The sequence below is a fragment of the Sphingobium sp. RAC03 genome (assembly GCF_001713415.1).
GTDB lineage: Bacteria > Pseudomonadota > Alphaproteobacteria > Sphingomonadales > Sphingomonadaceae > Sphingobium.
This window is the reverse complement of the sequence record NZ_CP016456.1, coordinates 309,136-328,319: the sequence shown is the minus strand read 5'-3', so window position 1 is coordinate 328,319 and position 19,184 is coordinate 309,136. Positions and strand designations below refer to the sequence as shown.

The following is a 19,184-nucleotide window of genomic DNA, read 5'->3' as shown; positions in this document are numbered from 1 at the left end:
CGGTCCCAAGGATAGACGTCTTTGGGGACCGTATCATGAACGCCATTACGCGCTTGCCCTTCCTGGGTGAGATGGAACAGGGCATCGACGACCCATTCCACATCCCGGAGCGGGCGGGGCAGCGTCGCCGCTATCGCACCATCTGGATTTCGGATATTCACCTCGGCACGCGCGGCTGCAACGCCAAGATGCTGATCGATTTCCTCGACAGCGTCGACAGCGATACCATCTATCTGGTCGGCGACATCATCGATGGCTGGCGGCTGAAGCGGCGCTTCTATTGGCCCCAGACCCACAATGACGTGGTGTGGCGGCTGATGAAGCGTGCCAAGCGCGGTACGCGGGTCGTCTACATCCCCGGCAATCATGACGAAATGTTCCGCCAGTTTACCGGCATGAGCTTTGGCGGCGTGGAAATCCGGCGCAAGGCGATCCATCAGACCGCCGATGGGCGCAAGCTGCTGGTGCTGCACGGCGACGAGTTCGACACGATCATGCTCGCGCATCGCTGGCTCGCCTTCGTCGGCGACGCGGCCTACACGACGCTGATGCGCCTCAATGTCGTGGTCAACGCCGTGCGGCAACGCATGGGCCTGCCCTATTGGTCGCTCAGCAAAATGGCCAAGCATAAGGTCAAGAATGCCGTGTCCTTCATTTCCCGTTTCGAGGAAGTGGTGGCGCATGAAGCCGGGTCGCGCGGCGTCGACGGCGTCGTGTGCGGTCATATCCACAATGCCGAAATGCGCGAAATCGACGGCATAGAATATTATAATGACGGCGACTGGGTGGAAGGCTGCACCGCGCTGGTCGAACATGATGACGGACAGATGCAGGTGCTGCACTGGGCCGACGAGATTGCGAAGCGCACCGCCGCAGAGGGCGTGCAGCCATCGGCGCGGATGGCGGCCTAAGGGGGCAGGGATCATGCGGATAGCGATCGTCACCGATGCCTGGGCGCCGCAGGTCAATGGCGTCGTCCGCACGCTCCAGACGATCCAGGTCGAACTGGAACAGATGGGGCATGAGATCATGGTGATCTCGCCCGATCTCTACGGCTCCATTCCCTGTCCCACCTATCCCGAAATCCGCCTCGCGCTGGTGCGTCCCGCCGTCGTCGGCCAGGCGATCGCCGCCTTCCGCCCCGATGCGGTGCATCTGGCAACCGAAGGGCCGCTGTGTGTCGCGGCGCGGCGCTGGTGCCTGCGCAGCGGGGTGCCGTTCACCACCGCCTATCACACCCATTTCCCCGATTATGTCGCCCAGCGCACCGGCCTGCCGGCGGCCTGGTTCTGGCGCTATATCCGCTGGTTCCACGGCCCGGCGCAGGCGGTGCTGGTGTCGACCAAGTCGGTGCGCGATCAGTTGCGCGCCCATGGCGTCGCCAATGTGCGCCCCTGGGGCCGGGGCGTGGATCTGACCGCCTTCACCCCCGACGCGGTGCCGCCCGCCATCTTTGCGGACCTGCCCCGCCCGATCCAGCTCTATGTCGGCCGGGTCGCGGTGGAAAAGAATATCGAGGCCTTCCTCGCGACCGATCATCCCGGCACCAAGGTCATCGTCGGCGACGGCCCGACCCGCGCCGCACTCGAACGCGCCTATCCGCAGGCGCGCTTCCTGGGCGCTTTGTTCGGTGCGGACCTGGCCGGGGCCTATGCCGGCGCTGATGTCTTCGTCTTCCCCAGCCGCACCGACACGTTCGGCCTGGTGATGATCGAGGCTCTGGCCTGCGGCACGCCGGTCGCGGGCTATCCCGTCACCGGGCCGATCGATATCGTGACGCCCGAAACCGGCGCGCTGTCCGACGATCTGGGCACCGCCATTGCGCAAGCCCTGCCGTGCGACCGCGCGGCCTGCGCCGCCTATGGCCGCAGTTTCAGCTGGGAACGCAGCGCCCAGGAATTTCTCTCCGGCCTGCACGCCATCGACCCGCTGTTGATCGACAGCGCCGCCTGACGCTTTTCCTTGCCGAACGGGGCGGGATGGACTATCTGCCAACGGTCGCGGCCGCCCTGCTTGGGCGGCCCTTATCGTTTTTACGTGCCGGAGAAGCCCCGTGTCCCAGCCTCTTATGCCCCACGCGACCGCCAGTTGGCTGATCGACAATAGCGCTCTGAGCTTTGACCAGATCGCCGAATTTTGCGGGCTGCACATCCTGGAAGTGCAGGCGATCGCCGATGACACCGCCAGCATCAAATATACCGGCCGCGATCCCGTCCGCGCCCATGAAATCACGATGGACGAAATCCACAAGGGCGAACAGAACCCCGATTATCGCTTGAAGATGCTCAAGGGACCAGAGCCGGTGCGCCGGACCAAGGGGCCACGCTACACCCCGGTCAGCAAGCGGCAGGACAAGCCCGATGGCATCGCCTGGATCTTGCGCAATCACCCGGAAATTTCGGACGGCGCGATCGGCAAGCTGATCGGCACCACCCGCACCACCATCGCCGCGATCCGCGACCGCACCCATTGGAACATCTCCAACATCACGCCCAAGGATCCGGTGACGCTCGGCCTGTGTTCGCAGCGTGAGCTGGACGCGCTGGTGGCCAAGGCGGCGAAGAAGCTCGGCATCGAAGCGCCGACCGATTCGCGCCTTGATGGTGACCGCGAAGCGCTGATCGAAGAGCTGCGCCGCGAACGGAAGGACGCGTTGCAGCGCGCCGAAGACGCGCTCAAGAGCGAGACGGACCTGATTTCGAGCGTTGCCACGATCATCGATCCGTTCAGCAACAACAAGGGCGAGGTGTGATGCCGTAGCGTCACGCGGCGACCGGGACAGGTCGTTGCAATGCAGCATTTTTTCAGGGCCGCGCCGGGCTTTCGGCGCGGCCCTTTTTGCTGTGCTTGACGCTTGCGTAAAGCGGGCGATGGCCATACACTTTGGGCCATGGAGAACATAGAAAAGCTCTGGAGAGAGAATTACCGCCACCCCGCTTTGTGGGACCAGACCTTCCCGCCATTATCGATGGGGGACATGGTCACCGACAGCGCGCTGGCCCATCCCGACGCCATCATGATTGATTTCATGGGCCGAAAATTCACCTATGCGGAGGTGTTCGGCCAGATCAAGCGCATCGCCTGCGGCCTGCAGGCGATGGGGGTGCAAAAGGGCGACCGGGTCGGACTCTATCTGCCCAACACCCCCCATTATGTCGCGGCCTATTATGGCGCGCTGATGGCCGGTGCGATCGTCGTCAATTTCTCCCCGCTCTACACCGCCGCTGAACTCGAACATCAGGTCGAAGATAGCGGGACCAAGATCCTCTTCACTTTGTCGGCCAAGGCGCTGCTGCCGACCGCGCTCAAGGTGCTGGACCATAGCAGCCTCGAAAAGCTGGTGGTTGGTTCGGTCGCCGAGATGCTCTCGCCGGTCAAATCCCTGCTGTTCCGCTGGTTCAAGGCGGCGGAAACGGCTGCCCTGCCGCATGATCCCCGCGTGCTGCGCTATGACAAGCTCATCGCCAATCCGGGTGCCTGTACCGTGGCGGACATCAACCCGGAGCAGGACATCGCCCTGCTGCAATATACCGGCGGCACGACCGGCACGCCCAAGGGCGCGATGCTGACGCACCAAAATCTGACCGCCAATGCGCGCCAGGCGCAGGTGATCGACCCGCACGCCAACGAGCCGGATCGCATCATCGCGGTGCTGCCCTTTTTCCATGTCTTCGCCAATACCTGTACCTTGAACCGTACAGTGCTGAACGGTGGCGAGATGGTGATGCTGCCGCGCTTCGATGCGGCGCAGGTGCTGGCCGCCGTACAAAGGGTCAAGGCGACATCGCTGCCCGGCGTGCCGACGATGTTCCAGGCGCTGCTCGATCATCCCGCGATCCGCAACATCGACTTTTCCTCGCTCCGCGCCTGTATTTCGGGCGGTGCGCCGCTGCCGCTCGAAGTGCGGCAACGCTTTGAGGAAGCGACCGGGGCCAAGCTGATCGAAGGCTATGGCCTGACCGAAACCAGCCCGATCGTCTGTACCAACCCCTATGAGGGGCTGAACAAGACCGGCACGGTCGGACAGCCGGTGCCGGGCACGCGGGTCAAGATCGTCGATCGCGAAGACCCGACCAAGCCGCCACCGCCGGGCGAGCCGGGCGAATTGCTGTTCGCCGGGCCGCAGGTGATGAAAGGCTATTGGAACCGCCCCGATGCCGACGCCGAAGTGTTCATGGGCGACTTCATCCGCACCGGCGATGTCGGCGAAATCGACGAGGACGGCTATGTCCGCATCGTTGACCGGTTGAAGGACATGATCTCGGTCGGCGGGTTCAAAGTCTTCCCCAGCCAGGTGGAATCGGTCCTCTATCACCACCCCGCCGTCAAGGAGGCACTGGTGATCGGCGTGCCCGACCATTATCGCGGCGAACAGCCCAAGGCCTTCGTCACCCTCAATGACGGGTTCGATATCGATGACGAAGCGCTCAAGGCCTGGCTCAACCCGCAACTGGGCAAGCATGAACGGGTGAAGGCCGTCGAAGTGCGGCTGACCCTGCCCAAGACGCTGGTGGGCAAATTGTCGCGCAAGGAACTGGTTGCCGAAGAACGGGCGAAGGCGGCTGAATTGGCGACTGGAAGCGGCGCCTGACCCTTCCTATCTATTGCATCGAACATGGATAGGAATGACGATATGACGCAGGAAATCGCAACGCTGGCCGGTGGATGCTTCTGGTGTACCGAGGCGGTGTACCAGAATTTGAAGGGCGTCAGCAGCGTCGAAAGCGGCTATATCGGCGGCGCGCGCCCGAACCCGACCTATGAACAGGTCTGTTCAGGAACTACCGGCCATGCCGAAGCGATCCGCATCACGTTCGACCCGGCGGTCATCAGCTATGCCGACCTGCTGAACATCTTCTTCGCCACGCATAATCCGACGACGCTGAACCGGCAGGGCAATGATGTCGGCACCCAATATCGCTCCGCCATCTTCCCGCATTCGCCGGAACAGGCGGAACAGGCGCGCGCCGCGATCGACCGCGCCCAGGCCGATCAGACCGACCCGATCGTCACCACGATCGAGGACGACGCGCCCTGGTATCCGGCGGAGGATTATCACCAGAAATATTGGGAGCGGGTCGGCGAGAGCAATCCCTATTGTGTGGCCGTGATCCCGCCCAAGCTCGCCAAGCTGCGCAAGGGCTTTGCCGAACGTATCGAGGCCTGATCACCCCGCGACGGTGCATTGCGCTTTGCTTCGTCCTTAGGCTGCGGTTAATGTGCGCTATGCCATGTCGGCGGCGAAACAAATCGGGGGCTGAAAGATGACGAAGCTATTATGGATCGCCGCGCCGCTGATGCTGGTCGGTTTGACCGGCTGCGTGGCAAAGGCTGCGCTGGACGTCGTGACCCTGCCCGTGCGCGCTGGCGCGCAGGCCGCGGACTGGGCCACGACCAGCCAGGACGAATCCGACCGCAACTACGGCCGCAAGATGCGCGAACAGGAAGCCCGCGAGGGCAAGGCGCGCAAGAAGGCCGACAAGGAACGGCGCAAACAATGCCGCGAGGCCGGCTACGATAATTGCGGCTGAAAGCTGGTTTTTTCAACACCGTTCGTCCTGAGTAGCCCCTTCGACTGCCTGCCAAGGCAGGCGCTCAGGACACGCATTGAGCGAAGTCGAAATGGCGTATCGAAGGACTGATGCTTCGATACGAGGCTTCGACAAGCTCAGCCCCTACTCAGCACGAACGGTGTTGATTCAATCTAAGATTATTATCCTATGTTTTAAGCTCACGCCGCCGCGCGCTTCAACCGATCGTTGATCGCCGCGCCGATCCCCTCCATCGGGACGGGCGCAACCGCGATCTTCACTGCAGCGCTCGCATCGGCGATGTGCAGCGCCGCGAACAGGCTGGCGGCGGCCTCGCGCACATTGGCGTCGGGGCTTAGGTTGATGTGGCACGGCATCAGGCCGAAGCCGATCAGATATTCATCCTTCTCCGCCCGTAGCGCATTGAGCCGCACCGGCTTGGACGGCGCATAATGGCTCTCCAACTGGCCGGGCGCTTCGATCTTGTGCGCGCCATCGCCAACGACAACGGGAAGCCCGCTTGCCTCCTCCAGCATCGCGGCGGTGACAGGGCCGGGGCGCAGCAGGCGCACTTGGTCGGCGTCCGGCGCGGCGATGGTCGATTCCACGCCTTCGCTGGTCGGCCCTTCGTCCAATATCATCCGCACCTTGCCATTCAGGCTGGCCAGCACATGTTCGGCGCGCGTCGGGCTGATCGACCCGCTGCGATTGGCGGACGGTGCGGCGAGTGGCCGCCCACTCTCGCGGATCAGCGCGCGCATCGCCGGATGCGCGGGCAGGCGCAGCGCGACGGTGGGCAACCCCGCCATCACCAACGGCGACAGCCCGCTATCCGCCCTCACCGGCAGCACCAATGTCAGCGGTCCCGGCCAGAAACGGTCGGCAAGGCGCATGGCGACCGGGGAGAAATCCGCCAGCCGCTCGGCCATCGCGCGGTCGGACACATGGACAATCAACGGATTGAAGCTCGGACGGCCCTTGGCACTGTAGATCGCGGCGACGGCATGGCTGTCGGTGGCATCGGCGGCCAGGCCATAGACCGTCTCGGTGGGGACCGCCACGGGTTCCCCCGCACGGATCAATAGCGCCGCCTCCCGCAGCGCCTCGGCGCCATAGCGGCAGGATTTAGTGGAATAGGCTGGATTGGCGATGGTCACGGTCCCCGCGATATAGACCTCAGTAAACCCAAGTAAAAGTCCATTGCGACAGGAGAATGACATTGGTGGACCTGCGCTTGCCGCAGCGATCATCGCTGGCTAAGTCCGGCGCATGAATGACGCCCTCCTGACCCGCATCGCCGACGCGCTCGACCGGCTCGCCCCGCCGCCAGCCGCTTGCGCCGATCTTACCGCCTCGCCCGCCTATATGTGGGACGGCCACGCTATCCAGGCGGTGGATGCCTTTACACCGGTCGATTACGACCTGCTCACCGGAATCGACGCGCAGAAGAGCGCCTTGCTGGAGAATAGCCGTCGCCTGGCCGCTGGCCATGCCGCGCATGACGTGCTGCTGTGGGGCGCGCGCGGCACGGGCAAGTCGGCGGCGGTGGCGTCGGTGGTCGGCCGGTTGCAGCGCGAAGGGCAAGACATCGCCCTGCTGCAATGCGCGACTGATGCGCTGGCCAGCCTGCCTGCGCTGTTCGCGCTGCTGCGCGGCACCGACCGGCCGTTCATCCTGTTTCTCGATGACCTCGGCTTCGACGAGGGCGTGGGCGACGCCCGGACGTTGCGCTCATTGCTACAGGGCGGCACGGCAGCGCGCCCGGCGCATGTCCGCCTCTATGTCACCTCCAACCGCCGCCACATCGTCCCCCGGCATCTGTCGGAGCAGGACGACCCGATCAACCCGCGCGACGTGGTGGACGACCGGATGGCCCTGTCCGACCGCTTCGGCCTCAGCCTTGGCTTCCACGCGCTCGATCAAGACGCCTATGTCGCGATCGTCAGCGGTTATGCGGCCAAGCTGGGCGTGGCATTCGACCCGCTGGAAGCGATCCAATGGTCGACCCAGCGCGGCAGCCGATCAGGCCGCGTCGCCTGGCAATATGTGGTCGAACTGGCCGGGCGGCACAGGCTGACAGTCTAGAAGTAAAACCATCCTCCCCTGGCAGGGGAGGTGGCTGGCCGCAGGCCAGACGGAGGGGTGTCGCCGTCTCGATAGCATGACACCCCTCCATCATCGCTACGCGCTGACGGTCTAGGCGCTATTGCGCCTTCGTCACCCGCCACACCACGCCACCGACATCGTCGCTGACCAGCAGCGCGCCCTTGGCGTCCGCAGTCACATCGACCGGGCGGCCGCGGGCATTGCCATCGGCGTCGAGAAAGCCGGTCAGCACATCGACCGGCTTGGCCTTGCCCGCTTCGCCATCGGCAAAGCCCACGAACACGACCTTGTAACCCGCCGCTGGTTTGCGGTTCCAGCTGCCATGCAGGCCGACGAATGCGCCCTGGGCATAGGGTGCGCCCAGCGTCACCTTGTCGGCGAAAGTCAGCCCCAGCGGCGCGACATGATTGCCCAGCGCATAATCGGGCCGCTTGGTATATTCGCGCAGTTGCGGCCGCTGCGGCTGGACCCGGCGATCCTCATAACCGCCCCAATAATTCCACGGCCAGCCGTAAAAGCCGCCAAATTCCACCCGCGTCAGATAATCGGGCACCAGATCGGCCCCCAGCATGTCGCGTTCATTAACCACGCCCCACAGCGCGCCGCTCGTCGGCTCGAAGGCGAGGCCAACCGGATTGCGCAAGCCCGAAGCGAATATGCGATAGCTGCCATCCTTGGGATTGACCTCCAGCACCGAAGCGCGGTTGGTCTCGGTCTCCATCCCGTTTTCGCCGATATTGCTATTGGACCCGACACCGACATAGAGCAGCCCATCAGGGCCAGCCGTCAGGCTGCGGGTCCAATGCATATTGGGGGTCTGGGCAGGCAGGTTCAGGATCTTGCGGCCCGCGACGCTGATCTTCAGGTCGCCCGGCTTATAGGGAAAGGCCATCAGCGCATCACTATTCGCGACATAAAGCATGTCGCCGACCAGCGCCATGCCATAGGGCGAGTTCAGCCCGGTCAAAAACGCCGTCTTCGTCTCCGCGCGGCCATCGCCATCGGCGTCGCGCAACAGGGTGATGCGGTTGGCCGATGGATCGCCCGCGCCAGCCTTCGCCATCAGATAATTCATCACCCGCTGGACGATGCCGTCCTTGGGCCGGGGCGGGCTGTTGGTTTCGGCCACCAATATGTCGCCATTGGGCAGGCGCAGCATCGAGCGGGGATGGACAAGGCCATCGGCAAAGCGCGCCACGGCAAGCCCCTGCGCCGCGACCGGCTGTTCACCGCCGGTCCATGGCTTCACTTCGGCGATGTTGATCGTCGGGACCATCTCGCTGCGCGGCTTGGTGAAGACCGGTTCGCGCCCCGTATCCGCGCCGGGCGGCAGTTGCGACGTGTCCCCTTGTGCGAGGTAGAGGAACGCGCCGCCGGCTACGACGATGGCGATGAGGGGGAGGGCAATGACATGCTTGTTCATGCCTTCCCATCTATGTCGCCGTGCCGCGCCGGGCAAGGCGGATGGACGGGCTTATTTGCCGCGTTCGCGCAGCCATAGCAGCAGGGCAATGAGGATGCCGAGCGCCAGGCCCGACAGCAGGCCGATGCTGGGCTGTCCCATCAATCCGCCGGTGATCGCGCCGCCCAGGATCAGGAAAGCGATGATGGCGCCCGCGCCGGTGGGGTCTTTCTTGCGCTTCGTCATGCCCCGCCCTTGCCACGGCGCGGCGGCCAATGCCAGCGGCTTTGCGCGGCAATCCCGCCGGGACCGTTTCGGGACAGGCTGTGCCAGAGTGGAGCAGCCTGTCCCGCTCTGGGACTTGGCTAACGGCGCGTTCACGCTGCTAACCGGCCTCCCACGCCAAAGCAGGGAAATGGCACAGCAATTGAAGCACTTGTCCGAACAGCCTATCGCTATAATCGTCGGGGGATCATCATGCAGCTACCATATCTTTCGGATCGAAAGAGCTATGACGATGCGACCGAGCTGATGACGATATTCGGTGCCGATGCGGGCTATGAAGCCGCCGCCCGCGCCGACCGCAGCCTCGACCTTGGCAATCATATCCATTTTTGCCACTGGCGTCAGATCGAGCGGCTGATCATCCTGCTGGCGGATGACCAGCCGGTCGGCACCATTCACTGATAGACGACGTTAGAGGCGCAGCCCCGCTATTTCGGGCAGGCCCGCCAATATGTTGAGATTCTGCACCGCCGCACCAGCCGCGCCCTTGCCCAGATTGTCGAGCGCCGCCACCAGCCGCGCCTGACCGCTGTCGGCATTGCCGAACACGAACAGCGCCAGCCGGTCGGTCGCGCCGACATGCTCCAGTTCGACCTGTCCCATCGCCGCGCTCTCGCTCAAGGGCGCGACGCTGACCAGCGGCGACCCCGCATAGGCGTCCGCCAGAGCAGCATGCACGTCTTCCAGCGACGGCGCACCCGGCATGGCACGCAGTTGCAGCGGCACTTCCACCACCATGCCGCGATAGCCATTGGCGACGGCTGGTGCGAACAGCGGGGGATGGACCAGGCCCGAATAGCGGGTCATTTCCGGCACATGTTTGTGGCCCAGGCCAAGGCCATAGGCGCGGAACGCGGTCGGCGCGCCGTCTGTGCCCTCATATTCGGCGATCATCGCCTTGCCGCCGCCCGAATAGCCCGATGCGCCCGACACCGTGACCGGCCAGTCGGCAGGCACCAGTCCTGCCAGCGTCAGCGGCCGGACCAGCGCCAAGAAGCCAGTCGGCCAGCAACCCGGATTGGCGACGAAGCGCGAGGCTGCCAGCTTCTCGCGATGGCCCGGCTCCAGTTCGGGGAAGCCATAGGTCCACCCGTCCGCCACCCGATGCGCCGTCGATGCGTCGATCACCCGCGTATGATCATTGTCGATCAGCGCCACGGCTTCGCGCGCGGCATCGTCGGGCAGGCACAGGATGACGATGTCCGCCGCGTTCAGCGCATCGCGCCGCGCCGCCGCATCCTTGCGGTCCTTCTCGTCCAGCGTGATCAGCGACAATTCGGGGCGCCCCGCCAGCCGATCGCCGATTTCGATGCCGGTCGTGCCGACGCCGCCATCGATGAAGATTGTGTGGCTCATGCGCCGATCCTCCGCCGTGCGATAATGGGTTGGGCATGGTCGTCGGCCAATCGCGCGACGACATCGGCCAGCGGCTCCTTGACCACCGCCATCCAGTGCGCATTGGCGTGCAGCAACGTCTTGCCATCGGTCATGATGCCGACATGGCCCGGAAAGAAAATCAGGTCGCCCCGCCGCAACGCCGCGTCGCTTTCGATCGGCAGGCCGATGCCCTCGCATTGCAGGTCAGTGTCGCGCGGCACGGCGATGCCGCATTGGCCCAGCGCCGCCTGCACCAGCCCCGAACAGTCGATCCCGCGATGGCCGCGTCCGCCCCAGACATAGGGCTGGCCGAGATAGGCTTCGGCAACCGCGACCCAATCACTGTCCGCTTCGCTGATCGCTTTGGCATGGCGGCTATGGATATAGCCTTCGGCGCAGCTCACGAATGCGCCTTCGACCTCTCCGGTGAACTGCGCGCCCATCGGCCAATAGTCGAGCACCTGCGCCTTGATATCGGGCTTGCGAAACAGCGGCGCGGCTTGCGCGGTGATGCGGTGGGTCACCGTTTCGGCGACGTCCAGCGCCTCGCGCCGGATATAGCCGACATAGCCGTCATGGCCGCAAAAGCCCCAGGCCCAGTCGGTCATCACGTCGAGCGCATGAAATGTCTCGCCGCGCAACAATTCGGTCACGGCTTCGGCGCTGGGGGAGGGGGCCGACAGGATCGGCGTGCCCGGCATCACGCAGGTAAAGGGCACCGCGCGCGCATAATGGGCGGAAAAGAGAATGCCCGCCAGCGCCAGGTCGGCCAGGTCGCCGCGCGCGGCGTGGATACGGCGGTCAAGCGCGACCGAACGGCCATCCAGCTTGAACCGGCTTCTTTCAGGCGGTGCGTTCCGCTTTGCTGTTGTCGTGCCTATCATCGCGCGCGGTTCCTGCGATGAAATGATGAAAGGCGTCAAGGAATTCCGCCCCTTTGGGGGTCCGGGTGATGAAAATATTGCGTCGATCGGCCACATCGCGCTCACGGCGAAGATAGCCCAGCGCCGATAATTTGTTCAGCGCGCGGGTGATGACGGGCTTGGACACATGCAGCGCTTCGGCCAAGCCGCGCACCGTATGCGGCCCGGCCCCGATGTAAACCGTCATCATCAACGCCATCTGACGGTTGGTGAGGTCAGGTTTGCCCGACCGGACATAATCCACCAGCGTCCGCATCCATTGGCGAAGCGGCTGAACTCCGGGGCGTTCAATGGCGGCAACCTGATCTTGTGCTGTGTGGACGTTCATGCGGGCTTAACGCACGATGCCCAATCGGGTTGCGTAACGGTCCTGCGGAATGTGACGCTTTACTTAGCGGGCTGGTAACGCTGCTGTAACAGCTTGAACGCCGCGCGCAGCCCCAGCGCCTCGCCGCCTTTGGGACGGCCCGGCTTGGCCGACGGCCGCCAGGCAAAGGTGTCGAGATGCAGCCAGGGCGTTTCTTCCGGCACAAAGCGCTGCAGGAACAAAGCGGCGGTGATCGCCCCGGCAAATCCGCCTTCGCCCGCATTGTTGATATCGGCGATGTCGGACTTCAACATATCGGCATAGCCTTCCCACAAGGGCAGCCGCCAGGTCGGATCATCCACCTCGGTCCCCGCCTGCGCCATGTCGGCGGCCAGCCGGTCGTCATTGGCGAACAGGGCAGGCAGGTCCGGTCCGACCGCGACTCGCGCCGCGCCCGTCAGCGTCGCAAAAACGACGATCAGTTCGGGCTTCTCCTCCGCCGCACGGGCCAGCGCATCGCCCAGCACCAGCCGCCCTTCGGCATCGGTATTGCCGATCTCGACCGTCAGCCCCTTGCGGCTGCGCAGCACATCACCGGGACGGAAAGCATTGCCGCTGATCGCATTTTCCGCCGCCGGAATCAGCAGGTGCAACCGCACCGGCAGCCGCGCCGCCATGATCAGCTGCGCCAGCGCCAGCGCATGCGCCGCGCCGCCCATATCCTTCTTCATCAGGCGCATGCCCGACGAGGGTTTGATGTCCAGGCCACCGCTGTCGAAGCTGATGCCCTTGCCGACGATGGCGATGCGCGGCGCGGCCGGATCGCCCCAATTGAGTTCTATCAGGCGCGGCGCGAAGTGCCGGTCTGCCGCCCGCCCGACGGCATGGATCATCGGATAGCCATGCGCCAGCGCATCGCCGCGCGTCACCACGACCGTCGCGCCAAAGGGCTTGGCGACCGCTTCCGTCGCCGCTTCCAGTTCGGCCGGCCCCATGTCAGCGGCGGGCGTATTCACCAGATCCCGCACCAGCGCGACCGCCCGCGCCAGATCGATGGCAGGCGTAATCCGCGCGACATCGCTGGTCAGCAGTTGGCGTACCCCCACCGGACTGTCCTCGCGGCGGTAACGGTCGAACCGATGCTGCCCCAGCATCCATCCCAGCATCGCCGCACCGGGCAACCCTTCGGACAGGCGATAGCGCCCTTCGGGCAGCGTCTCGGCGAGGCGCGCCAGGCACCAGGGGCCAAGCGCTGCCTTGTCCGCCACCCCCGCGATGACCATCCAGTCGCCGTCCCGCTCACTCGGCAGGATCGCCGTCTCCTGCGGCTTGGCCCGAAATTTCTGCGCCGCCAGCAGCGCGCGACTCTGTTCCGGGCGGGTCGCCAGCCAAGCGTCCAGCGCCTTGGCCTCGACCAGATGGATCGGATGGGCGGGCTGCCCCGTATCGGCTTTGATGCAGTCGGCAAAATCGGTCATGGCAGGCATGTAAGGGAAAGCGCCGAGCCAAGGGAAGGCGTAATTTATTCGTCGCCCCAACCGCACGGTCGGCCCTTTCTTCCTTTGCACTATCGCGCGCGTGGGCCTAGTTTCGAAGCCATAACCACAGCCAAGGAGAGTGACGATGCTTCATGCAGACGATCGTGGCCTACAGGCCCTTCGCGCGCGCGCCTACACGCTTGCGGAAACAGGACATTTCGAGAATATTCGCGCTGTCGAACAGGCGCTGATCGCCGAGGGCTGGCCCAATGCCGCTCAGGCGCTGGACAGCGAATATGCGCGCAAGGCGGTCGGCGAACGCTGCCGCATGGCGCAGGCGCATTGATGCGGCGGGCGCACGCACCAAGCGGCCTTATCGCGCTGCTGCTGCTGGTTGCAGCCTGCGCCCCGTCGTCCGACGCCCCCGTCGGCAATGCTGCCGAAAACGAAGCGGCCGCCCGCTATGCCGACCGCATGGCGGGCACGCCGCCCCCCGCGCCGCCATCCAAGCCCTTTGCGGTCAAGGAAACGGCAGGCGGCCTGGAATTTGCCTATGCTTATCCGGCGGAGGCCGCTGCCGTCCCCGCGCTGGTCGACAAGTTCGCGCGCGACATGGCAGCGACCAAGGCCGACGCGCTGAAAATGGCGAAGGAAGACAGCGCGGCCGCAAAAGAGTCCGGCTATCCCTTCCGCCCGCACAGCCTGGAAACAGAGTGGAGCGTTGCAGCCGACACGCCCCGCTTCCTCGCGCTACAGTCGCAAACCTATGTCTACACCGGCGGCGCGCATGGGATGACCGGCTATGACGCCGTGCTGTGGGACAAGGCGCGCAAACAGGAAAGCAGCGTCAAGGCGCTGATGACCTCGCCCGCCGCCTTCTCCACCGCGATCCGCGACCGTTTCTGCGCGATACTCGACCAGCAACGCGCCGAAAAACGCGGCGCCCCCGTCGTGCGCGGCGACGATGACTTCACCCAATGTATCGACCCGATGGAACAGGTGCTGGTGCCGACATCGAAGGACGGCAAGCTGATCGACGGCCTGACCGTGGTTGTCGGCCCCTATAGCGCCGGTCCTTACGCCGAGGGCAGCTATGAAGTCGCCTTGCCGGTCGACGCTGCGATGCGCGACGCGATCAAACCGGACTATCGCGATGCCTTCGTGGCGGTAGATTAGGCTAGCGCCCTTCCCAATCCTCCCCTGGCAGGGGAGGTGTCAGCGCGTAGCGATGACGGAGGGGTGTTGCCGTCTCGATAGGGTGACACCCCTCCGGCTGGCCTTCGGCCATCCACCTCCCCTTAAAGGGGAGGATTGGCATGGTTGGCTAAACCCAAACCCTAAACCGGCACGCCATAAAGATCATGCTCGTCGGCATCCTCGATCAGCACGTCGAAAATATCGCCAGCCTTCCGCCCTTCGCCGACATCGCGCAAAAACACATTGCCGTCGATTTCCGGCGCGTCGGCCTGTGACCGGGCGGTCGCGCCGATGCTGCCATCCTCCTCGTCCGGTTCGCCCACTTCATCGACGATCACCGGCAGCACGCGCCCGACCTTGGCCGCGAGCTTGGCGGCGCTGATCGCGGCGGTCTTTGCCATGATCCGCTGATAGCGTTCTTCTTTGACCGCCTCAGGCACCGCGCCGGGCAGGGCGTTGGCCGCAGCCCCCTCGACCGGCTCGAAGCGGAACGCGCCGACGCGGTCGAGCTGCGCTTCATCCAGCCAGTCGAGCAGATATTGGAAATCGGCCTCCGTCTCGCCGGGAAAGCCCACGACGAAGCTCGACCGGATCGTGATGTCGGGGCAGATGGCGCGCCATTTATGGATGCGGTCCAGCACCTTGGCTTCATTGGCCGGGCGCTTCATCGCCTTCAGCACCGACGGCGATGCGTGCTGGAAAGGAATGTCGAGATAGGGCGTCAGCAGCCCGTCGGCCATCAGCGGTATGACCTGATCGACATGGGGATAGGGGTAGACATAGTGCAGCCGCACCCACGGCGCTTTACCGTCCGCGTCGCGCAACTGCCCCAGTTCGCGCGCCATGTCGGTCATGTGCGCGCGCACTTCGCGGCCCTTCCACTGGCGCGGCTCATGCCGGGTGTCGACGCCATAGGCCGACGTGTCCTGGCTGATGACCAGCAATTCCTTGGTCCCCGCCGACACCAGCTTTTCCGCCTCGCGCAGCACCGCGTCGATCCGCCGCGACACCAGATCGCCGCGGATCGAGGGGATGATGCAGAAGGAGCAGCGATGGTTGCAGCCCTCCGAAATCTTCAAATAGCTATAATGGCGCGGCGTCAGTTTGAGGCCACCTTCGGGCACTAGGTCGACAAAGGCGTTGGGGATCGGCGGCGATGCGTCATGCACCGCATTGACCACCTGCTCATATTGATGCGCCCCGGTGACGGCCAGCACCTGCGGGAATTTCGCGCGGATCAGATCCGCCTCGTCGCCCATGCATCCGGTGACGATGACGCGGCCATTTTCGGCCATCGCCTCGCCGATCGCCTCCAGCGATTCTTCCTTCGCCGAATCGAGAAAGCCGCAGGTATTGACCAGCACGACATCGGCCCCGGCATAATCCGCTGACATCTGATAGCCGTCCGACCGCAGCTTGGTGAGGATGCGTTCGGAGTCGACCAGGTTTTTCGGACAGCCGAGCGAAACCATGCCGATCTTCGGCGCGTCAGGAAATTTGGTTGCCATGATGGTCGCGCACATAGGGATTTGTGCGCCAAATGTCACGCGCCGCCATCAAGCCGCCATCAGCCTGCCGGGTTACGCCCGGTCCTGGCCGTCGCCCTCCGCGATTTCGATGATCAGGTCACCACTCTGCAAGCTCTTGGCCTCCGGCTCCCAAAAGCCGATCGGCCGGTCGTCGCGATAGATGCGCACGCCAAGCCCGGTGGTAACGGCGGAGAGCGGCTTGCCGATTTCCTCCGGCAACACCGGCCGTTCGTTCAACCGTACGCGCCCGCCCGATGCCGCCAGATCGGCCATATAATCGGCGATATGCTTGCCGCTGGTGCTGCCCGCCATCAACAGCCCGGCAAAGCTGACCGGATTGATCACGGTGGTCGCGCCAGCCTGACGCGCGGGCAGTTCATTATCCTCGTTGCGCACCACGATGCTGATCGGGATGTTCGGGGCCAGATGCCGCGCGGTCAGCGTGATGAGGATCGACGTATCGTCGCGCCCGGCCGACACGATCATGCTGCGCGCCCGGTGGATGGCCACATCCTTCAACACGCTGTCGCGCGTCGAATCGCCGCACAACACATTGCACCCTTTGGACTCGGCCAGTTCCAGCGCCTTGTCGCTGCCGTCGATCACCACGATCTCGCGCGGGTTGGTGCCGCGCGCCAGCAATTCGCGCACCGCTTCCTGCCCACTGGTGCCGAAACCGGTGACGACGATATGATTGTGCAGATCGGCCTGAATACGTGCCATGCGCCACCTGTAGAGGATATTGCGGAGGAAGAGATTATAGGCCGTGCCCAGAAAGATGAGCCAGACGAACAGTCGGATCGGCGTAACGAACAGCGCTTCGAACAGCCGCGCTTCGGGCGTGACCGGGACGATGTCGCCATAGCCCACGGTCGTCACGGTGACCGTCGTGAAATAGAGCACGTCGATGAAGCTGATATGATCGTCGAGATTGTCCTTCAACCCATCGCGGCCGATCCAGTGCAGCCCCAACACCAGCGTGATCAGCCCGAACACCAGCCCGACGCGCCAGCTGATATCGACCCACATCGGCATCGACGAACGCCGTCGCAGGAAACCCTCGGTACTGGGGGAGGCGGCGCGGGGCTTGACGTTCATGGCGTCGGCAACTGGGTGAGGGGGTTCACGGGCACCCGGTCCTTGCGCAGTTCGAAATGCAGCTTGGGCTGGCTGGCATAGCCGGTATCGCCGGTCAGGCCGATGACCTGGCCGCGCGTCACCTTCTGCCCGCGCACCACATCGACGCGGCTGGCATGGCCATAGGCGCTGACCCAGCCGCTGCCATGGTTGATCAGCACGAGCCCGCCGAACACCGCCACCTTGTCCCCGGCATAGGCGACGATGCCATCGGCGCTGGCCTTGATCGGGGTGCCATCGGCCACGCCGATATCGATGCCGTTATTCTTTGCGCCACTGGCGCCGGGGCCGAAGCGCGAGACGATGCTGCCCTTGACCGGCCAGGCGAAGCGGCCAGTCAGGCGGCTCGGCTGGGCGATCGGCACATTGCTCGGCAGCGGGCGGGGCGCGGCGGACGCCACCGCCACTGGCGCATTCTCCGCCGCCGCCGGCTGGCCCCCGGTCAGCACATCGTCAATGTCGATGCGAAATGCGGCGGCGCGCTGTTCCAGGTCGGGCGCGCTTGCAGGCGTATTGCCGGGCAGCAGCAGGCGCCGTCCGCGCCGCAGCATATAGGGTTCTTCCAACCCGTTCACCGCCACGATCTGGCTCCATGGCACGCCATAGGCAGCGGCGATCGCGATCCCCGTCTCACCCTCCGCCACCAGATGATAGCGGCCGCCGGGAATGGACAAGGCCTGTCCCACGCGCAGGGCGAAGGGCGGCGTCAGCCCATTGACCCGCGCGATCATTTCCGACCCCGCGCCGGTACGGTTGCCGATGCCGCGCAGCGTATCGCCCGGCTGCACGACATAGCGCGATGCCGCGACCGTCTGCGCATTGGCGACCACTTGCTGCGCGGTCCATACCGGTTCCTGCTCGACCAGTTCTACGCTCGATGCATCGGCGTCCAGTCGCGGCGGCGGCGTGTCGCCGCCCGTGCGGGTGCTTTCGGTCGGGATGCAGCCGCTCAGCAGCAAGAGGACAAAAGGTAAGCGCGCGCGAGACATCGACGCCTGTCTATCGCATTGCCGCCGACTTGCCACCCCCCTGTTCTGGCCGCGTCCGGTCAGGCGCGGAAGGCAGCCGCCGTCACCGCCATGGCGCTGTCCTGCGTCAGGTCGTAATGCAGCGGCGTGACCGTGATATAGCCCTCGGCGATCGCTGCCAGGTCGCTGCCTTCGGGCACCGCGTCGCTGCTCCCCAGTGAGAACCAGTAGTAGCGATAGCCGCGCGGGTCGGTGCCCTCGACGATCTTGGTGCGATCGACATCGTGAAAGCCCTGCCGCACTACGCGGATGCCCTTGATTGCGTCGGGGTCGATCGCCGGGAAATTGACGTTGAACAACATGCGCGGGGTCACGGGCAGCGCGATCAGCGGGCGCAGCACCTTCTCGCCCCACGCTTCCGCCGCGGCGAACGGCACATCGTCGCCCATCCCCGATCGGGCATAGACCTGGCTCAGCGCGATGGATCTTATGCCCGAAATCGTCCCCTCCATCGCGGCAGCGACCGTGCCCGAATAGGTCACATCCTCGGCCAGATTGGCCCCGCGATTGACGCCCGACAAGATAAGGTCGGGCTTGGCGTCCTTCATCAGATGCCCCACCGCCATCATCACCGCATCGGTCGGCGTGCCGGTGACGCTATAATGTTTCTCGCCATGTTGACGGATGCGCAGCGGCCGGGTCAGCGTCAGGCTATGCCCGGCCCCCGACTGCTCCTCGCTCGGCGCGACGATCCAGATATCGTCGGACAGGGTGCGCGCGATTGCCTCTAGCACCTTGAGGCCGGGCGCATGCACGCCATCATCATTGGTCAAGAGAATGCGCAAATCAATTCCTCCCCGGCACGGGGAGGGGGACCGCGCCCGAAGGGCGTGGTGGAGGGGGATTGCCCCAAGCACAGCGCCCGCGGCCCGCCCCCTCCACCA

The 19,184-nt window shown here is 64.8% G+C and carries 21 protein-coding genes; 10 read left to right on the top strand and 11 right to left on the bottom strand.

From position 1 onward, the window contains the following. The first annotated feature begins 35 nt into the window (after window positions 1-35). The 6 genes from BSY17_RS06195 (at window position 36) to BSY17_RS06170 (ending at window position 5,531) form a co-directional block, all read left to right on the top strand. Window positions 36-911: a UDP-2,3-diacylglucosamine diphosphatase gene (locus BSY17_RS06195; protein WP_069064845.1), complete on the top strand. Its 876-nt coding sequence runs from the start codon at window positions 36-38 to the stop codon at window positions 909-911. 13 nt (window positions 912-924) lie between these two features. After that, window positions 925-1,953, top strand: coding sequence for a glycosyltransferase family 4 protein (locus BSY17_RS06190; RefSeq protein ID WP_069064844.1), 1,029 nt, complete (start codon window positions 925-927; stop codon window positions 1,951-1,953). 115 nt (window positions 1,954-2,068) lie between these two features. Continuing rightward, a complete protein-coding gene (locus BSY17_RS06185; protein ID WP_069064843.1) occupies window positions 2,069-2,752 on the top strand; it encodes a DUF1013 domain-containing protein in 684 nt (227 codons plus the stop codon). A 138-nt stretch (window positions 2,753-2,890) separates the two neighbouring features. Further along, entirely contained in the window at window positions 2,891-4,591 is a 1,701-nt protein-coding gene (locus BSY17_RS06180) for a long-chain-fatty-acid--CoA ligase (protein WP_069064842.1), read from the top strand. A gap of 42 nt (window positions 4,592-4,633) precedes the next feature. Then, a complete protein-coding gene (msrA, locus tag BSY17_RS06175; RefSeq protein WP_069066820.1) occupies window positions 4,634-5,167 on the top strand; it encodes a peptide-methionine (S)-S-oxide reductase MsrA in 534 nt (177 codons plus the stop codon). Window positions 5,168-5,264: 97 nt separating this feature from the next. Beyond that, window positions 5,265-5,531 (top strand): hypothetical protein, encoded by a 267-nt coding sequence (locus tag BSY17_RS06170; protein WP_069064841.1) that lies wholly within the window; start codon window positions 5,265-5,267, stop codon window positions 5,529-5,531. Window positions 5,532-5,731: 200 nt separating this feature from the next. On the opposite strand, the gene BSY17_RS06165 is transcribed toward BSY17_RS06170, so the two are convergent. Continuing rightward, the gene (locus BSY17_RS06165) at window positions 5,732-6,688 is read right to left on the bottom strand and encodes an L-threonylcarbamoyladenylate synthase (RefSeq protein WP_069064840.1); all 957 of its coding nucleotides are present in this window, start codon (window positions 6,686-6,688) and stop codon (window positions 5,732-5,734) included. Between the two features lie 112 nt (window positions 6,689-6,800). Between BSY17_RS06165 and BSY17_RS06160 the strand changes: the two genes are divergently transcribed. Next, window positions 6,801-7,616 carry an ATP-binding protein gene (locus BSY17_RS06160; RefSeq protein WP_069064839.1) on the top strand — a complete coding sequence of 272 codons (816 nt, stop codon included), beginning with the start codon at window positions 6,801-6,803 and terminating at the stop codon, window positions 7,614-7,616. A 118-nt stretch (window positions 7,617-7,734) separates the two neighbouring features. Here BSY17_RS06160 and BSY17_RS06155 read toward each other — a convergent pair whose 3' ends face one another. Further along, a complete protein-coding gene (locus BSY17_RS06155) occupies window positions 7,735-9,060 on the bottom strand; it encodes a PQQ-dependent sugar dehydrogenase (protein WP_069064838.1) in 1,326 nt (441 codons plus the stop codon). A 51-nt stretch (window positions 9,061-9,111) separates the two neighbouring features. Then, window positions 9,112-9,285, bottom strand: coding sequence for a hypothetical protein (locus BSY17_RS21515; protein ID WP_171899197.1), 174 nt, complete (start codon window positions 9,283-9,285; stop codon window positions 9,112-9,114). Between the two features lie 231 nt (window positions 9,286-9,516). On the opposite strand from BSY17_RS21515, the gene BSY17_RS06150 reads away from it, so the two are divergent. After that, window positions 9,517-9,726 (top strand): hypothetical protein, encoded by a 210-nt coding sequence (locus tag BSY17_RS06150; protein WP_069064837.1) that lies wholly within the window; start codon window positions 9,517-9,519, stop codon window positions 9,724-9,726. Window positions 9,727-9,735: 9 nt separating this feature from the next. Here BSY17_RS06150 and argC read toward each other — a convergent pair whose 3' ends face one another. Genes argC through BSY17_RS06130 form a run of 4 tightly spaced genes read right to left on the bottom strand, consistent with a single transcriptional unit; the run spans window position 9,736 to window position 13,409 of the window. Then, window positions 9,736-10,680, bottom strand: coding sequence for an N-acetyl-gamma-glutamyl-phosphate reductase (gene argC / locus BSY17_RS06145; RefSeq protein ID WP_069064836.1), 945 nt, complete (start codon window positions 10,678-10,680; stop codon window positions 9,736-9,738). After that, the gene (locus tag BSY17_RS06140; RefSeq protein ID WP_069064835.1) at window positions 10,677-11,585 is read right to left on the bottom strand and encodes a C40 family peptidase; all 909 of its coding nucleotides are present in this window, start codon (window positions 11,583-11,585) and stop codon (window positions 10,677-10,679) included. Before BSY17_RS06140 ends, argC begins: the two co-directional genes overlap by 4 nt. Further along, complete coding sequence (locus tag BSY17_RS06135) at window positions 11,545-11,952, bottom strand: MarR family transcriptional regulator (protein ID WP_069064834.1); 408 nt, start codon at window positions 11,950-11,952, stop codon at window positions 11,545-11,547. Before BSY17_RS06135 ends, BSY17_RS06140 begins: the two co-directional genes overlap by 41 nt. Window positions 11,953-12,011: 59 nt before the next feature. Next, window positions 12,012-13,409: a leucyl aminopeptidase family protein gene (locus tag BSY17_RS06130; RefSeq protein ID WP_069066819.1), complete on the bottom strand. Its 1,398-nt coding sequence runs from the start codon at window positions 13,407-13,409 to the stop codon at window positions 12,012-12,014. Between the two features lie 145 nt (window positions 13,410-13,554). Between BSY17_RS06130 and BSY17_RS06125 the strand changes: the two genes are divergently transcribed. Together BSY17_RS06125 and BSY17_RS06120 are read left to right on the top strand one after the other, a co-directional pair. Beyond that, window positions 13,555-13,755 (top strand): hypothetical protein, encoded by a 201-nt coding sequence (locus tag BSY17_RS06125; RefSeq protein ID WP_069064833.1) that lies wholly within the window; start codon window positions 13,555-13,557, stop codon window positions 13,753-13,755. After that, on the top strand, window positions 13,755-14,585 hold the full coding sequence (locus BSY17_RS06120) for a DUF4163 domain-containing protein (RefSeq protein ID WP_069064832.1): 831 nt from the start codon (window positions 13,755-13,757) through the stop codon (window positions 14,583-14,585). Before BSY17_RS06125 ends, BSY17_RS06120 begins: the two co-directional genes overlap by 1 nt. Before the next feature lie 161 nt (window positions 14,586-14,746). Here the strand turns inward: BSY17_RS06120 and rimO are convergent, their stop codons facing one another. The 4 genes from rimO to surE are packed head-to-tail and all read right to left on the bottom strand — an operon-like array spanning window position 14,747 to window position 19,085. Further along, a complete protein-coding gene (gene rimO / locus BSY17_RS06115; RefSeq protein ID WP_171899284.1) occupies window positions 14,747-16,129 on the bottom strand; it encodes a 30S ribosomal protein S12 methylthiotransferase RimO in 1,383 nt (460 codons plus the stop codon). Between the two features lie 57 nt (window positions 16,130-16,186). Then, on the bottom strand, window positions 16,187-17,233 hold the full coding sequence (locus BSY17_RS06110; RefSeq protein WP_069064831.1) for a potassium channel family protein: 1,047 nt from the start codon (window positions 17,231-17,233) through the stop codon (window positions 16,187-16,189). Beyond that, window positions 17,230-18,261, bottom strand: a complete 1,032-nt coding sequence (locus BSY17_RS06105; protein ID WP_069064830.1) for a M23 family metallopeptidase — start codon at window positions 18,259-18,261, stop codon at window positions 17,230-17,232. The genes BSY17_RS06110 and BSY17_RS06105 overlap by 4 nt, the downstream gene beginning before the upstream one ends. Window positions 18,262-18,320: 59 nt before the next feature. After that, window positions 18,321-19,085, bottom strand: coding sequence for a 5'/3'-nucleotidase SurE (surE, locus tag BSY17_RS06100; RefSeq protein ID WP_069064829.1), 765 nt, complete (start codon window positions 19,083-19,085; stop codon window positions 18,321-18,323). Window positions 19,086-19,184: the final 99 nt, after the last annotated feature.

Excerpts from the sequence above, each read along its gene's own strand:
- BSY17_RS06180 (WP_069064842.1), top strand. The coding sequence starts at position 2,891 with ATGGAGAACATAGAAAAGCTCTGGAGAGAGAATTACCGCCACCCCGCT.
- BSY17_RS06190 (WP_069064844.1), top strand. The coding sequence starts at position 925 with ATGCGGATAGCGATCGTCACCGATGCCTGGGCGCCGCAGGTCAATGGC.
- rimO (WP_171899284.1), bottom strand. The coding sequence starts at position 16,129 with ATGTGCGCGACCATCATGGCAACCAAATTTCCTGACGCGCCGAAGATC.
- BSY17_RS06110 (WP_069064831.1), bottom strand. The coding sequence starts at position 17,233 with ATGAACGTCAAGCCCCGCGCCGCCTCCCCCAGTACCGAGGGTTTCCTG.
- BSY17_RS21515 (WP_171899197.1), bottom strand. The coding sequence starts at position 9,285 with ATGACGAAGCGCAAGAAAGACCCCACCGGCGCGGGCGCCATCATCGCT.
- BSY17_RS06170 (WP_069064841.1), top strand. The coding sequence starts at position 5,265 with ATGACGAAGCTATTATGGATCGCCGCGCCGCTGATGCTGGTCGGTTTG.
- BSY17_RS06120 (WP_069064832.1), top strand. The coding sequence starts at position 13,755 with ATGCGGCGGGCGCACGCACCAAGCGGCCTTATCGCGCTGCTGCTGCTG.
- msrA (WP_069066820.1), top strand. The coding sequence starts at position 4,634 with ATGACGCAGGAAATCGCAACGCTGGCCGGTGGATGCTTCTGGTGTACC.
- BSY17_RS06160 (WP_069064839.1), top strand. The coding sequence starts at position 6,801 with ATGAATGACGCCCTCCTGACCCGCATCGCCGACGCGCTCGACCGGCTC.
- BSY17_RS06135 (WP_069064834.1), bottom strand. The coding sequence starts at position 11,952 with ATGAACGTCCACACAGCACAAGATCAGGTTGCCGCCATTGAACGCCCC.
- BSY17_RS06150 (WP_069064837.1), top strand. The coding sequence starts at position 9,517 with ATGCAGCTACCATATCTTTCGGATCGAAAGAGCTATGACGATGCGACC.
- BSY17_RS06105 (WP_069064830.1), bottom strand. The coding sequence starts at position 18,261 with ATGTCTCGCGCGCGCTTACCTTTTGTCCTCTTGCTGCTGAGCGGCTGC.
- argC (WP_069064836.1), bottom strand. The coding sequence starts at position 10,680 with ATGAGCCACACAATCTTCATCGATGGCGGCGTCGGCACGACCGGCATC.
- BSY17_RS06195 (WP_069064845.1), top strand. The coding sequence starts at position 36 with ATGAACGCCATTACGCGCTTGCCCTTCCTGGGTGAGATGGAACAGGGC.
- BSY17_RS06185 (WP_069064843.1), top strand. The coding sequence starts at position 2,069 with ATGCCCCACGCGACCGCCAGTTGGCTGATCGACAATAGCGCTCTGAGC.
- BSY17_RS06155 (WP_069064838.1), bottom strand. The coding sequence starts at position 9,060 with ATGAACAAGCATGTCATTGCCCTCCCCCTCATCGCCATCGTCGTAGCC.
- BSY17_RS06125 (WP_069064833.1), top strand. The coding sequence starts at position 13,555 with ATGCTTCATGCAGACGATCGTGGCCTACAGGCCCTTCGCGCGCGCGCC.
- BSY17_RS06140 (WP_069064835.1), bottom strand. The coding sequence starts at position 11,585 with ATGATAGGCACGACAACAGCAAAGCGGAACGCACCGCCTGAAAGAAGC.
- BSY17_RS06130 (WP_069066819.1), bottom strand. The coding sequence starts at position 13,409 with ATGACCGATTTTGCCGACTGCATCAAAGCCGATACGGGGCAGCCCGCC.